Source organism: Aquiflexum sp. TKW24L (assembly GCF_023502205.1).
Taxonomy (GTDB): Bacteria; Bacteroidota; Bacteroidia; order Cytophagales; family Cyclobacteriaceae; genus Cognataquiflexum.
Window position 1 is genome coordinate 1 of the sequence record NZ_JAMFLG010000022.1, and the last position, 15,512, is coordinate 15,512.

The window sequence follows — 15,512 nt, forward strand, 5'->3', positions numbered from 1 at the left end:
ATTTTAAATCTTTTTCCTTTTAAAAAATTTCCAAACCTCTATCCAAAATACCCCAATCGAAGAAGCCAGAAATGAAAATAGCAGCATATTGAAACTTACGCTTTCAAAATCAAAAACCTTCATGAAAGATGGAATGGTCAATATCAAGACCAAAAGGGCAAGTGAAATTCCCAATACAAGTGGAACAAGCTTATTGTTGTAAGTCAAAGTTTTGAAGACAGAAAAATAAAATGACCTGTTGACGAGAGTCAGGAAGATATTGCTGAATACCAATGTTGAGAAAATCAAAGTCCGGACAGTTGCTTCGCTATGGCCGGTTGTCATCAGGTAAAACCCAAATCCCAAACAGACTACCGTGATAGCCAATCCCTGAACCACACTCAAAGAAAGTTCTGACCATGAAAAGAAAGTATGCGACATAATCCGGGGTGGTTTGTTCATAGAATCCGGCTCGATCGGTTCATTCTCAAAAACGATGGAACAGGTCGGCCCCATGATCAATTCGAGAAAAATCACATGAATCGGAGTAAAAATCAGCATAAACTCCCATCCCAAAACCAATGGCAACAAAACAATCAGAATGATAGGGATATGGATAGAAATGATGTATTGGATGGCTTTTTTGAGGTTTTCGTAGATTCTTCTCCCTAATGCTACTGCCTCAGTCATGTGTCCCAAGTCATCATCCATGAGTACCAAGGCTGCGGCAGATTTGGCAACTTCGCTGCCTCGCTTTCCCATGGCAATACCGATATGGGCGGCTTTAAGCGCTGGGCCATCGTTGACTCCGTCTCCAGTCATGGCAACCACTTCCCCGTTTTGTTTGAGGGCCTCGACTACTTTGAGTTTAGCTACAGGAAACATCCGGGCGAAGACGTGGGTTTGTTGGACTTTTTGCATGAGCACTTCGACTTCCATCGCCATCACTTCATCTCCGGTCATGATGGCTCCATCAGATTTTAATCCTACCTGTGTGGCGATGGCCCCGGCAGTTTGGGGATAGTCACCTGTTATCATTTTTACTTCGATTCCTGCTTTGTAAAAAGAATTCAGGACTTTCTCTATATTCTTTTTTGGAGGATCATAAAATGCCAACAAACCCAAAAACTCAAATTCAAATTCCTGTTGGGTTTTGGGAAAGGCATTTATAGTCGGATCTGCTTTGCCTACCGCCAAAACCCTGAAACCTTTTTGGGTGAATTGCTCCACATTTTCCAAAACAGTTTTCTTATCTGATTCCGACAATTTTGATTGATCCATCACTCCCTCCACAGAACCTTTGACTGCGATTACCTTTTCTCCGTTTTCCTTTTCAAAGATATGGGTCATGATCGGGGGCTTGCCTCCAAGGGCATATTCGTGGAGCATTTTTGCGGCTTTCCTTTGATCTTTTGGAGCCACTTTTTCATAAAAAATATGGATGGATTTTTCCATCGGATCAAATGGCAGAATTTCTGAAGCCCAAAGAGCGTATTCCAAAGTAGGACTGAATTCGGGTTTATCTTTAGTGAAATCCTGAAGGTTTCCTTTTTCGATATCAAAAATCGAACGAAGCTCCATCCTGTTTTCGGTCAATGTTCCGGTCTTATCAGTACAGATCACAGTGGCTGCGCCGAGGGTTTCTACTGTATAAGGACTGCGGGTGATGACTTTGTTTTTGTAAAGGCGGTATGCACCAAGGGCCATAAAAGTGCTGAATGCGACGGGTATTTCCTCAGGCAAAATCGACATGGCCAAAGTCAATCCCTGAAGCAATGCATTGAGAAGGTCCTTGGAAATCATGTAATTGATCCCCCAAACCAACAAAAATGCAATGCCACCAAAGCTGACCATATACTTGACAAAGCTCTTGATTTGGGTCTGTAGCGGAGTTTTGGTTTCTTCGATTTCCCCTAAGCTTGTTCCGATTTTTCCCAATTCTGTTTTTCTACCGATTGCCTGCACCTCTGCGACACAGTTGCCTGCATCCACCATTGTGCCTTGAAATATCAGTGGAGATTCAGAAAGGTGATCTTTGCTAATCGACAAAGATTCACCTGTCAGGATACTCTCATTGACAGAAAAATCATGGGCTTCAATGATTTTCCCGTCTGCTGGAATCAGGTTTCCATCTTCCACCAGGATCAGGTCTTTGACGACGATTTCTTCTGTCGGGATTTTGACTATTTCATTGTTTCGGTAAACCTTAGCTTGGGGACTTGAAAGTTTCTTGAGGGCATTGACGGCATTGCGGCTTTTGTTTTCCTGAAAAATAGATATACCCGAAACCAATCCGATCGCCACCAACATGATGATACCTTCAGTCGTTTCACCTAGAATAAAGTAAATGGACGAGGCCACCAATAAAATGACAAACAGTGGTTCTTTGATTATTTCAAGCAAAATCCCCCAAATAGGATTTTTGGTTTTTTCACCTATGCTATTGCTTCCAAAAGCCTTGCGGTTTGCGATTACTTCCTGATCACTAAGGCCCTTGTATTCCATATTATCTAAAAATCAATGAGAATTCAATTTAATTATTAATGACTTATAAAGCAGAACAATTTTCATCGGAAAGTTCTCCCAGTGAAGTGTAGATTCACCAGTAGAGTAGAGCCGCTGCCAAAAACCTCATCGTCAAAAAAAGCAAAATTAAAATAATCGGATAGAATATAAATAATATTGTCCTGAGTTGATCACCTGTACATCTTCAGTCTTACGATTGGCTTAAGAAAAACTTAAATAGCACTTAAAAGTATTGTAGAGATATTGTCCCACAGGATCTGATGAGGTAATAATTTAATCTTACCCCAAAGGAAAAAGAATGTATCACAATGTGCGCAAAGGAATTTGAAAATAGGGAATGCTAAATATTCATTTTTGGCTATTTTAATTAACAGCTTTCCAGAAATTCTGCATGAAATCCGAATACCAAGATAATGATTGGAATTAATTAAATATTAAGCTTGGAATAGGGTCCATTTTCAATCTTTTACCACTTTTTATTAAAATCCAATCTTTTTTGTGCTGATTTATTCGGTTCAGGGTTAAAAATTCACTCCAAATCAAAAATTTATATCGCAATTACTTATTAATGGATTAATAATGATTTGCTTGATTTAGAAAAATGTTAAAAATCAAGAAACTGGTTTCACTTTTATCTAATTTTTAATTAATTTTTGTTAAAAAAGAAAATGAAGGTTTGAAAATTAGGCATAAAAAAAGGAGTCTTTGTAAAAGACTCCAAGTGTGGGTTTATTTGTAACTGACTACAGCCGTATAAACTTTGGTAAATAGTAGACTTTTAAAGTTTTTTCGCTACCAAAATTTTTTAAACTTAATAAAAGCATATCAAAAGACCATAAAAACCATAAAATATTTTTTAACAAAATTTTAACATCCAAATGATGTTTGGTTATTTCTGTGTTAACTGAAATACCTTCGGCGTCACACCAAATTCATATTTAAAAGCCCTTATGAAATAGGTGATGTTATTGAAACCCGACATAAAACAAACTTCCTGGATCTGATAATTGGCAGCTTGGAGATATTGCCTGGCAAGTTTGAGTCTTTCCTTCAGGATATATTCCATTGGAGAAAGGCCAAGCTCTGTTTTGAAGGTTCTCGAAAAATGCGCTTTGCTCATACAGGCCTTTGAACTCAGGTCATCTAGGTTTAGATTTTCACGGATATTGGTTTTTATAAAATCAATGACATAGGCCATCCTATTTGAGGAAGCTAAGCTTTTATATGTTTTTTCCAACAAATCCCTAGCCTGGGTTTGAGAAAGCCTGATCAAAAGTTCTTTCAGAGCAAAAGAAGCAATAAGATCTTTTTCTTTAGACCTTTCCTTCACACCGATTCTGATAAACCTGTTGATGATTTCGGAGAGATCCTGGGTATTGATCAAGTGAAATCTGGAAAGATCCAAACCCCAATCCTTGGTCACTTCTTTTTCAGGCAGCCTTTCATTCAGAAGATTGAAGGTGTTTTCAATCATTTCTTTGGATATTGAAAGTGCGATACATTGAGTCGGGTTATCCCATTTTGCTTCAGGAAAATCAATTTTCATCACTTCATTGGGAGGGACAATGACCGATTCACCCGGCAGGTAGTCGAATCCAGGCTTGTCAAAAAGATGCATGACCTTCTTCCCTTTGAGCATGGTGGTCAAGACAAGATCTCCAAAACTCAGGTTGACATTCTTTGCTTCTTGGTGGGTTTCAAAAATATTGAGTTCACAATCGTGCAAAGTATATGTAGTCCTGTTTTCCACAAGGGTTTTTAGGTCTTTTTCATTCCTCCAAGGCACTCCGGCGATAAGGTTATTTTGCATTTTTGGGTATTTTGGGTATAGCTTAAAGTTAGTAATTATCAAGGATTTACAAAAGCCCTCCTTAAGACCTAACGGAAAAATAACAGTTATACTATCCTATAGTTTAAGGAAAAGGCGATTTTATGTATTCGGAAAATTTGTCATGTAAAGTGGAAACTTTGATGCGATAGGTGGATTTTTTTGATAAAATATTGGGTAAATTTGAACTAATCCAAAATAATCTAAATCATGACAACATTAACATTATCAGAAGCTAAGCCTGTAGAAAGGCCTCACATCAAAGAAAAGTATGACCACTTTATTGGTGGTAAATGGGTAGCTCCTTCCTCAGGGGAGTATTTTGATAACATCTCGCCGATTGACGGCAAGGTATTTTCCAAAGCTGCAAGAGGCAACAAAGCTGATATCGAATTGGCCTTGGATGCGGCACATGCTGCATTTCCCTCTTGGTCCAAAACTTCAGTGGCAGTAAGAAGTAAATTGTTGAACAAAATAGCCGATGTCATAGAGGAGAATCTAGAAATGTTGGCAAGAATAGAAACCATTGACAACGGAAAAGCCCTTAGGGAAAGCCGTGCAGCTGATTTGCCATTGGTTATAGATCACTTCCGGTACTTTGCAAGTGTGATCCGTGCGGATGAAAGTTCCATTTCTGAGCATGACGAGCATACGGTCAGCATTGCATTGCACGAACCACTTGGCGTCGTAGCCCAAATTATTCCATGGAACTTCCCTCTTCTAATGGCAACATGGAAAATTGCCCCTGCCCTAGCAGCTGGATGCTGTACTGTCGTGAAGCCTGCCGAACAAACCCCAACCAGCATCATGGTGCTGATGGAATTGATCGGGGATATCCTTCCTCCGGGAGTACTGAATATCGTAACCGGATTTGGAGTCGAGGCCGGAAAACCTCTTGCTTCCTCCAATAGGGTTGCCAAAGTTTCCTTTACCGGAGAGACGACCACTGGAAGGTTGATTATGCAATACGCTTCCGAAAACCTTGTCCCTGTCACCATGGAGCTTGGAGGAAAATCCCCCAATATCTTTATGAAATCTGTGGCTGATGCAGATGATGATTTCTTTGACAAAGCCGTGGAAGGTGCAGTGTTATTTGCGCTAAACCAAGGAGAGGTTTGCACCTGTCCATCCAGAATCTTGGTTCATGAAGACATCTATGATGTATTTATGGAAAAGGTTATAGAACGAACCAAAGCCATCAAAATGGGACATCCTCTCGCTGAAGATACCATGATGGGTGCGCAGGCTTCCAATGACCAATTTGAAAAAATCCTATCATACCTAGACATCGGCAAGCAAGAAGGTGCAGAAGTTCTTTGCGGTGGTGACAAAGCGTCACTGAATTCTGGATTGGAAAATGGCTACTATATCCAGCCGACGATCTTCAAGGGACATAATAAAATGAGGATCTTCCAAGAGGAGATTTTCGGCCCCGTAGTTTCGGTGACTACTTTCAAGACTACCGAAGAAGCCATTGCCATCGCAAATGATACCATGTACGGATTGGGAGCGGGACTTTGGTCTCGAGATGCCCATGAACTTTATCAAATTCCAAGAGCCATTTTGGCAGGACGTGTTTGGGTCAATTGCTACCATGCTTATCCGGCACATGCACCTTTTGGAGGGTACAAAAAGTCAGGTTTTGGAAGAGAGAATCACCTGATGATGCTCAACCATTATCGTCAGACCAAAAACATGCTGATTTCTTACGATAAGAAAAAACTCGGCTTCTTTTGAGAAGATGATAGACGTGAGATTTGAGACGTGAGATTTGAGACGTGAGATAAAAGGCGTTAAGTTTGAGAAGTTTCCTTAAATCGGGGAAACTTCTCATTTTTTTAATCTATTGAAAAGGCAAAGTAGATATTCCACCAAAACCACAAAAACCAATATAAATATGAACAATTTACCAAGAGTACTGATTACCAAGGCCGCCATGGATGTCATTGACACTTTGCGCAGGCGATTTGGAACTGACCTGATGTTTCACCAAAGCGGAGGCTGCTGTGATGGATCCTCTCCGATGTGCTTCGAAAAAGGGGATTTCAAAGTTGGTGGAAGTGATATTTGGATGGGTGAAGTATATGGTTGCGACTTTTTTATGAGTGCGGATCAGTTTGAATATTGGAAACACACAGAACTCACTTTGGATGTAACTCCCGGCAGAGGCAGCAGCTTCTCTATCGAAATACCTATGGGAATAAGGTTTATGATCCGATTCAGACTTTTCACCATGGAAGAATTCCAAAATTTGATTCCGACCAAAACAGGAGAAGAGGTTCTGGAAAGTTGATTTTTACAATTCCTATTTTTCATTATCTTCATAGCGAAACCACTAATTCCTATGAAAAAAGCATTAATTGTGTTTATCAGTCTCTTTTTGATCTATTGGATTGCAACAATGGTGGTGCCGGCCAAAATTGAAAAAAAAGGAAACCCAGTCAAAAACCTCCCCCCATACAAAGTTTCGGCAGAAGCACAGGCACTTTTCAACTCCTTTGATTTTGTGGCGGACCTCCATTGTGACGCATTGCTTTGGGGGAGAAACCTGACCAAAAAATCAGACTTCGGTCATGTGGATTTCCCTAGGATGCAGGAAGGAAATGTTGCCATGCAGGTATTCACCGTCGTGTCCAAATCGCCCAAGGGCCAAAATATGGAAGTCAACAGTAGTGATGCTACTGACAATATCACCCTACTCAATATCGCCCAGGGCAGACCGTTTTCTAACTGGTTTAGCCTCATGAAACGGACCTTATACCAATCTGCCAAACTGGAAGAATTTTCTAATGACTTTGATGGGAAATTTATTGTCATCAAATCCAAGGAAGATGTAAGACAAATTGCAGAATTGAGAAAAACAGACAAAAATATCATTGGAGGACTTCTTGGAATCGAAGGAGGACATGCCTTGGAAGGAAAAATAGAGAACCTGGATAAGGCCTATGACGCAGGAGTCAGGCTCATTGGGCCTTCCCATTTTTTTGACAATGAACTTGGAGGCTCTGCCCATGGCATGAGCGGGGAAGGTTTGACAGATTTTGGCAAGGCAGTGGTCAACAGGATGAATGAACTGAACATGGTCATTGATTTGGCGCATGCTTCTCCCAAGATGTTTGATGATGTTTTGGAATTATCCGCCAAGCCGGTGATGGTTTCCCATACCGGGATTAGGGCTGTCCTCAATTCTCCCCGCAACCTATCAGATGATCAGATCAGAAGGCTCGCTGTCAAAGGTGGAATAATTGGGATTGCTTTTTTTGACATGGCTGTGGGTGCCGATGAGCTTAAAGGAATCGTTGCGTGCATGAAGCGTGTCAAAAACCTTGTCGGAATCGAACATGTTGCGCTTGGGTCAGATTATGACGGAAATGTGGGCGTACCCTTTGACATTACAGGATTGCCTCTCATCGTTGAGGCCCTGATGCAGGATGGTTTTTCAAATGAAGAAATCAAGGCCATCATGGGCGAAAATGTCAAAAGATTTTTGTTAGAAAACCTGTAAAGTGTTTTTAAATACCGCCAGATTTTAAATACCTGTATATGTCGGAAGCCAAAATCCATCAGGAAATCAGTTTTGCAGGAAATATCCAAAAATATCTCCGTGAGTTTGTTTATGGAGGCATAGACGGGGCAGTCACTACTTTTGCTGTGGTGGCAGGTGCCGTAGGCGCAGACTTAGATGCCTCTATCATCATTATACTGGGCTTTGCCAATCTCCTAGCGGACGGCTTCTCCATGTCTGTTGGAGCCTATCTTTCTGCCAAATCTGAAAAAGAAAACTATAAAAAACACAAAGACATCGAATATTGGGAAGTGGACAACCTTCCCGAAAAAGAAAGACAGGAAGTAGAGGATATATACCGGGAAAAAGGGTTTGAAGGAGAGCTTCTGGAAAAAGTCGTTGATGTCATCGTGGCTGACAAGGACCGATGGGTAAACGAAATGATGAAGGATGAACTCAATATGATAGAGGACACCAAAAGTCCATTCAAAATCGGAATGGCAACCTTGATTTCTTTTATCATAGTTGGATTTATTCCGCTGATGGTCTACCTGTATGACCTTTTTTGGGTGGTTACGATTGACCTTTTCCTTTGGACGAGTATTTTTACCGGTATGGCGTTTTTGGCAGTCGGATGGTTAAAAAGTTTCGTCAATCAAACCAATGTTCTCAAAAGCATTTCGGAAACACTCCTTTTGGGGTTCTTGGCTGCTTTGGTGGCTTATTATGTAGGTGACTTTTTAGAGTCTTTAATTGCAAATGCTTAGATGAAAACCATTGATGAGGTAATCGCCCGGATGGATCAGATCGTTGCTGAATGCAAAAGCAAAAGCAGTAGAATCGGGTATTTTGCAATCCTATACAGACAGGTGACTATCAGGATCAAAAACGGAATTCTCAATTCTGAATTTGAGGACAATCCAAGAATGGAAAAGCTCGATGTCCTATTCGCCAAACGTTTTATCGATGCTTATGACACCTATCAATCCGGCCAAAAGCCGACAGCGAGTTGGATTCATGCCTTCAAAGCGGCCGAGTCATCCAAGCATCTTGTGCTGCAACACTTGCTTTTGGGAATCAATTCACACATCAATCTTGACCTTGGTATAGCTGCGGTAGAAACCATAGACGGCGGTGACTTGATTTCACTTCAAAACGATTTCAACAAAATCAATGCGGTATTAGCCGAATTGGTAGATAGTGTCAAAAGCAACGTCGGCACCATGTCGCCATTCTTCCATACGATTATCAGATTTGCCAAGGGAAAAGAAGAGATCCTCGTGAACTTTAGCATCAAACTCGCGAGAGACGGCGCTTGGAGATTTGCCAGAAAGTACCAAACTGCCGAGGACAAAGCAGACTGCATTCAAAAAAGAGACAAAGCCATCGCAATACTCGCAAAAGGCCTGACGAATCCGGGAATCAAACTCCGAATGTGGGTTTGGCTGATCGGATTGGCAGAATGGAAGTCGGTCCCAGAAATCATGGAACAGCTAAATATGGCAGCAGAGGCTACAATTCCAGTCACTTAATTCCTGCATTGGTGTAAATGGAAAAACATTTTTAATGGGTGTCGGTATAAGAATTAAATCCATAGATTCTATTATGAAATTTATTCTTGTTTGGGTAATTTTATTTGGTTTTCTTTCTGTTCCCGCCTTCCCGCAATCCTTCCAATCGGGACATGTTTATGACCAAAAAACCAACCAGCCAATCCCTTTTGTAAATATCCAAGTCAAAGGAAAAGAAAGAAAAGGAACGATTACCGATGTCAGGGGACTTTTTAGGTGGGATATTTTTGAAGAAAACGATTTACTGCTCATAACCCATGTTGGGTACCATCCTCAGGAAATCTCTGTTCAAAACCTCAAATCCCGATCGGATATTTTTTTGATGCCGACGACTGTAGAATTGGGTGAAGTCCAAATCCTAGCCGGAGAAAATCCTGCCTTACCCATCATCCGGAAAGCCATTTCAAACAAAGACCTGAATAATCCAGACCGGCTTGATTCTTATAATTTTACGAGTTATAATAAAATGGTCATGACTTTGGACGGGCTGAATGAGGAACCTGAGGTGGACGATACTACGGTGAATTTCCTCAAGGGTGGTCACATTTTTATGACTGAAAGTTTCTCCGAAGTGGTATTCAAAAAGCCTGGAAAAAGGAACGAAACTGTCAAAGCCTCCAAAATGTCAGGAATAGAAAACCCGCTTGTGGCCATGGCTTCAAGCAGTTTTCAGCCATTTTCATTTTACACAGACCATATCAAAATCCTTGAAGTTCCTTATGTCAATCCACTCTCCAATGACGGGTTAAGGAAATACGATTACTTCCTCGAAGACAGTATCCAAAATGAAATCGGCACTTCTTTCATCATCAGTTACCAACCCAAAGAAGGCAAAGTCTACCAGTTGGGAAAGGGCCTGTTGTCCATCTCCTCTATCCAATATGCTTTGGAAAATATGGTCATCAAACCCTCCGACCCTGATACAAACCTACTTTTTGAATTGCAACAAAAGAACCGATGGGACGGGAAAAATTGGTTTCCTGAGCAACTGAACAGCATTTACCTTGCACCTGAAATGGAATTTGAGGGGAAAACTTTTAAGATTACGAACCAGACTTTCCTCTCCGATGTACAAATCAATGAGCTCGACAGGAGTACGAAGTTCGGGCCGATTGCACTCAACTTTGACATTCAAAATGACCTTTATAATTGGAATGATCTCCGTTTGGATTCACTGACTTCCCGTGAATACTTGACTTATGTGAGGTTTGATCAGATGCCTGAGAAAGATAAAAAGCGTCTAAATATGGCTTCAAAAATCTTGACCCTACTGAGTTCGGGAAGAATCCCCTTAGGTCCGGTTGACTTGATCCCTAACCGAGTGCTTAGGTTCAATCGGTTTGAAAGTGTAGGATTGGGTCTCGGTTTGTCCTCAAATGAAAGGCTTTCAGATTTCTTCAGGGTAGAAGGTTATTTCAGGTATGGATTCAGGGACAAAGGCTGGAAATATGGCGCAGGTACAGAATTTAGGCTGGATAAAAAATTCGACTCCAAGCTTTTGTTTTACTATAGTCAAGATATTTCGGAGCCTGGCAAAACCCTGCTTACAAAGACCAATTCCTTCAGTTCTGCAGGGAATATTTTCAGAAATTTTCTTGCTGACCGGATGGATGAAGTCGAGCGCTATTCAGTAGAATTCTCACAAATGCCACTCAAAGGTGTTCGTTTAGGATTATTTGGTTCTGTAGAAAATCGGTCAAATGTACTCAATTATGCTACCGCAGTGCCGACCGATGATTTTCCAAAGGTTTTCACCGCAACTGAGACAGGCATCGATTTCCGTTTTGTTGGAGGAGAAAGTGTATCCCGAATTGGCAACAACCTGATTTCCTGGTCCCTTTCCTACCCTGTCATCAGCCTTCGTGCTTCAAAAGCCATTCCTGATGTATTTGGGGGAAATGTGGATTTTTGGAATACAGAATTCAAATTCCAGCACCAATGGAGCTCGGGAAATTCTTTGAACCAATTCCATCTGGCTGCTCATCGAGTTTGGGGAGAAAATCTGCCTATCTCTTACCTCAATTCCGGATACGGCATCAATGCAGGCCGGAGAAATGCCTTGGATTTTGCACTTTCATTTTCAGGTTTTATGCAGACCATGTTTTTGTATGAATTTCTCTCAGACCAAAGCATGCATGCAAGCTATTCCCATCAGACAGGGCCTTTGTTCTACAAAAAGGCAGGAAAAGCATTCTTTGCCCCACAACTCAGATTTTACCAAAGTTTTGCCATTGGAAGTTTGAGTAATCCTGAGTTTTATGATTTTGTAGATTTCAAAACCATGGAAAAAGGTTACTTAGAATCGGGTATTGAAGTAAACAACCTCATCAAACAAAAATCAGGATTCCAATACCGGGGATGGGGAGTTGGGGCATTTTACAGATATGGACCCTATGCCAATCCCACATTCAAAGAAAACCTTACCATCACGCTGTCGATTACTGCATCATTTTGATGTGAAAAATTACAAAAATCCATAAAGATTTGATTACGATCTATGTGTTCTAATTGAACTATGTGGTAATTTTTACATTACGATCGTTGGAAGAATTAAGGGATAAAAGGATTTGAAGAATCTGATTTTTGAGGTTTTTTACTTTACCATATAGACACATAGTGCACATAGCTTTTAAAGGAAATCAAAAAGGATTTGATCAAGATCTATGTGTTCTATATGAACTATGTGGTAAATATTTCTTTACGATCGTTGTAAGGATTAAGGGATAAAAGGATTTGATCAAGAACTATGTGTTCTATATGAACTATATGGTAAATTTCAAGTGGCAAATTTTTCCTAAGAATGTTATTGCGTTATCGGCAAAGAAGCAGAACCATAAAAACCATTTAATCAAGCCCCCACCCCATTTGCAGTCCTGAAAACCTGAATATTCTGCTCGCTTTTTTCCCGGGTCTTGACAGTTTGTTCGTTGGAATATACCTGAACCCTCATCTCTGCCAAATCTATCAATTCATCATAAGGCCCTCTTGGAGAGATCAATTTGACAAAAATCGGAGCGGTCTCTACTGCTACAAAAAGTAACATGATCATGATATTGGCCCAAAACATCGCATTGCTTTCTTTTGTCAAAATCTCCAAGGCATCCAACCTTGCCGCCAACCCGTCAAATCCGTCAATGTTGGGTTGGATCTTATCAAACTCTGCTTGCCGCAAAGCAGTCAATTTTCTGATTTCAGAATCAAGTGTATCGATCCGTACCTGATTGCTGGCGCGAAGCGCTTCTAGATCCTTTTGGGCAACATCAAGTTGCTGCTCTTTTTTCTTTGCATTGCTTCCCAATCCGACAATACCGCTCGTTCCGTCGGTTTTGGTACCGAAGCGCTCATAGTCATATTCCTGTTGGACTTTGTCTCTGAAAGCTGTCGCAGCAACAACTTCGGATTTCAAGCTATCTTTTTTGGCTTCCAATCCATTGATTTCAGAAAATCCCGCTTTCAAGGCTTCTTTGCTTTGGGCAATCATTACCGTCTTTTTCTCATCTAGTTTTCTGTTGATTTCCCTTTCAAAAATCTTAAGCTCCAAAGGTCTTGAGATCACTATGGCCAAAAGCACGGCAAAAACCAATCTAGGTATCGCCATTTTCCATTCCGCCCAGGCATTGTTGCGCTTCCGCATACTTGCCACGATAAACCTGTCAAGATTGAAAATCATCAAGCCCCAAACCAATCCAAAACCAATGGCATACCAAGGTGATTCGAAAACAGTAAATAGCGCATATCCGGCAGAAATTGCTGCCAAAAGTCCTGTAAAAAAAACCGTCCCGCCGATGCCGACATATTTGTGGGTTTCGGTGGGCGTTTTGGTCAAAAGGGGCGCATAAGCACCTGAACAGAACCAAAAGAATTTGGTGATTTTATTCATAATCGGAATGGATTGTTTGGAATATGTAGATGCCTACAAAAAACGAACTAGATAGAACGAAAGTATAGCGATAATTACAACTATTCACGGAATTGGGACAGAAACACCAGATTCAGGTGTAGAAAGATATTTTCCTCCTCGGATATGCTGAGGAACTAAGTCTGAGACGAGAAAAATTCAGTGTTCAGATTTGAGATAAAACCATAAAATGTTCGCTTTCTGTTCGGATTTGGCACATCGAGAGATTAAGCCTACATTGATTGAGGGTTATTGGGTTAAGGGTTATTTGGTTAATTGGTTAATTGGTTAACTGTTATCCAAGCCAATCCCTGAACAAAGACCAAGAACTTTACTTTGGATTCTAATCTTATTTCTTGGTACTTTGTTCTTAGTACAAAGTTCTTGCTACTCGCCATTCGTCTCGCTTCTCGCTTCTGTCTCAAATCTCACGTCTTGTATCTCACGTCTCACATCTCAAAAAAAATGTCCAAATCCATCAACCTCGGAATTCAGATCGTCCCAAAAAGCAAAACGCTTGACAGCTATGCCTTGGTAGACAAAGCCATTGACGTCATCCAAAAATCAGGAGTCAAATATGAGGTCACTCCATTTGAAACAGTCATGGAAGGTCCGCAAGACAAGCTTATGGCGGTTGCTCTGCAGGCGCAAGAAGCGGTATTAGAAGCCGGTGCGGATGAGGTTTTGGTATATTACCGGATGCAAATCAGGAAGGGAGATGATGTGACTATGGAAGAAAAAACCTCTAAATTCAAGATCAATCCCTGATCGTCATTTTTTAGGCCTTAGGTTTTCCAGTTATCATGTGCTATGCCTGTTGCAATTGTTTAGATAACTCTTAGGTTGGATTTAATAGTTTAATTTTTATAAATGTCATAATTGACTGAAAAAATAATATTTTTATCATTCTGGCTTAGTTTCTGATATCCAAATAAAGATCATTAGAGATCGCTAACCTTATAAATTCGGGTTTTCTTCCGAACCGATTATACTATTTGTTTCAATGATTTCTTATATTATGTCAAATAACCTTAGATGATTATGAAGAGACTCTTTACTTATTTTATACTGCTTAATTTCATTTCTTTTTATTCTCATGCCCAGATTACAACTGTCAATTATGACATCGTCAGCAATGAGATCAACGGAAATACACCTTTGCCTTCGGAGGATGTTTTTTTCATCAAAGGTGTTTTGCCCAAAAATATTGAACTCGTCCAAGTGGGAGTCAAGCGGGGTAGCAGATCTAGCAATATCCAAGAAGTCTATTTTTGGAAAAAACCTTTTGATTTCGAAATTTCTCAGTTCGAATTGTTTGTTTCCGAGCCTCTGAGGGCCAATGAAAGGTATACACTTGAATTCCAGTTTTTTTCCAGGGCAAAAAGTGCGCAAATCGAAGAGGTCCAAAATGCGATCAACAAAAATCTGGAATCCTACATCCGGGCCAACTTAGAAGTTACCTCAGGAGGCATCAAGGTGAACCATTCCAACCAAGTCATGATGACTCAGATGGATAAAATTGTCGCTGACGCCTTGGAAGATTACCGAAATTATTTAGGAAGGGACTTCAAAGGTTTTAGCGAAATATTCAGACAGAAATTAGAACAAAAAGATCGACTGAAATTGAGAAGAGCCAGATTCAATATTTTAGGTAAAAACAAAGGTGACAATGACAAGGCGGTCTATGCCAGCCAATACATAGAAGAATTGATAGCATTGGCACAAAATGAGTCCAATCAGTTTGTGGGAAACAACCTCTTGTCGCTCGTAGAAATCAGTTTGATCGACAAATATCCTACTGAAAAGAAACCCACTACCCTACCCTTAAACTTTGGCTATGCCACAATTCCCTTCAAAAGATCTTTATCAGACACAGAGTACCTTCATGGATTCTATGCAGGGGTTTCATTGCCATTGGGGAACAGAACTTTTACAAAATTCTTAGGAAATACCTCCTTTTCGACAGGGGTGTTTCTCCAAAATTTTGAAACCCAAGGAGGCGACAAAATCTCAGGTCAGTATATAGGTTTGCCGATTTACGCGGGTCTGGGATACAAATTCTTTAGAATCATGAGATTCAATGTCGGAGCGGTCCTCGTCAATCAGGAAGAACTGAATACAGGAATCAGCCATGACTATGTTCAGTTTTTCACCGGAATTAGTCTGGAATTAAACCTTTGGATGGGACTTAATAACAAGAGGTAA

11 protein-coding genes are annotated in these 15,512 nt (G+C 40.6%); 8 read left to right on the forward strand and 3 right to left on the reverse strand.

What is annotated here, in order from left to right:
* Positions 1–3: 3 nt before the first annotated feature.
* A complete protein-coding gene (locus M3O96_RS14420; RefSeq protein WP_249721635.1) occupies positions 4–2,484 on the reverse strand; it encodes a cation-translocating P-type ATPase in 2,481 nt (826 codons plus the stop codon).
* A 910-nt stretch (positions 2,485–3,394) separates the two neighbouring features.
* Complete coding sequence (locus M3O96_RS14425; protein ID WP_249721636.1) at positions 3,395–4,315, reverse strand: AraC family transcriptional regulator; 921 nt, start codon at positions 4,313–4,315, stop codon at positions 3,395–3,397.
* A gap of 228 nt (positions 4,316–4,543) precedes the next feature.
* On the opposite strand from M3O96_RS14425, the gene M3O96_RS14430 reads away from it, so the two are divergent.
* The 6 genes from M3O96_RS14430 to M3O96_RS14455 all read left to right on the forward strand — a co-directional run bounded on the left by M3O96_RS14430 (position 4,544) and on the right by M3O96_RS14455 (position 11,864).
* Complete coding sequence (locus M3O96_RS14430) at positions 4,544–6,070, forward strand: aldehyde dehydrogenase family protein (RefSeq protein ID WP_249721637.1); 1,527 nt, start codon at positions 4,544–4,546, stop codon at positions 6,068–6,070.
* Positions 6,071–6,230: 160 nt separating this feature from the next.
* Positions 6,231–6,626 carry a DUF779 domain-containing protein gene (locus tag M3O96_RS14435; protein ID WP_249721639.1) on the forward strand — a complete coding sequence of 132 codons (396 nt, stop codon included), beginning with the start codon at positions 6,231–6,233 and terminating at the stop codon, positions 6,624–6,626.
* Positions 6,627–6,677: 51 nt separating this feature from the next.
* Complete coding sequence (locus tag M3O96_RS14440) at positions 6,678–7,838, forward strand: dipeptidase (RefSeq protein WP_249721642.1); 1,161 nt, start codon at positions 6,678–6,680, stop codon at positions 7,836–7,838.
* A gap of 38 nt (positions 7,839–7,876) precedes the next feature.
* Positions 7,877–8,605 (forward strand): VIT1/CCC1 transporter family protein, encoded by a 729-nt coding sequence (locus M3O96_RS14445; RefSeq protein ID WP_249721646.1) that lies wholly within the window; start codon positions 7,877–7,879, stop codon positions 8,603–8,605.
* Complete coding sequence (locus M3O96_RS14450) at positions 8,606–9,370, forward strand: DUF5995 family protein (RefSeq protein WP_249721650.1); 765 nt, start codon at positions 8,606–8,608, stop codon at positions 9,368–9,370.
* 73 nt (positions 9,371–9,443) lie between these two features.
* Complete coding sequence (locus M3O96_RS14455) at positions 9,444–11,864, forward strand: DUF5686 and carboxypeptidase-like regulatory domain-containing protein (protein WP_249721654.1); 2,421 nt, start codon at positions 9,444–9,446, stop codon at positions 11,862–11,864.
* Positions 11,865–12,257: 393 nt separating this feature from the next.
* On the opposite strand, the gene M3O96_RS14460 is transcribed toward M3O96_RS14455, so the two are convergent.
* Positions 12,258–13,289, reverse strand: a complete 1,032-nt coding sequence (locus M3O96_RS14460) for a DUF4407 domain-containing protein (protein WP_249721658.1) — start codon at positions 13,287–13,289, stop codon at positions 12,258–12,260.
* 483 nt (positions 13,290–13,772) lie between these two features.
* On the opposite strand from M3O96_RS14460, the gene M3O96_RS14465 reads away from it, so the two are divergent.
* Together M3O96_RS14465 and M3O96_RS14470 are read left to right on the forward strand one after the other, a co-directional pair.
* The gene (locus M3O96_RS14465) at positions 13,773–14,075 is read left to right on the forward strand and encodes a thiamine-binding protein (protein WP_249721662.1); all 303 of its coding nucleotides are present in this window, start codon (positions 13,773–13,775) and stop codon (positions 14,073–14,075) included.
* Between the two features lie 273 nt (positions 14,076–14,348).
* The gene (locus tag M3O96_RS14470; RefSeq protein WP_249721665.1) at positions 14,349–15,512 is read left to right on the forward strand and encodes a hypothetical protein; all 1,164 of its coding nucleotides are present in this window, start codon (positions 14,349–14,351) and stop codon (positions 15,510–15,512) included.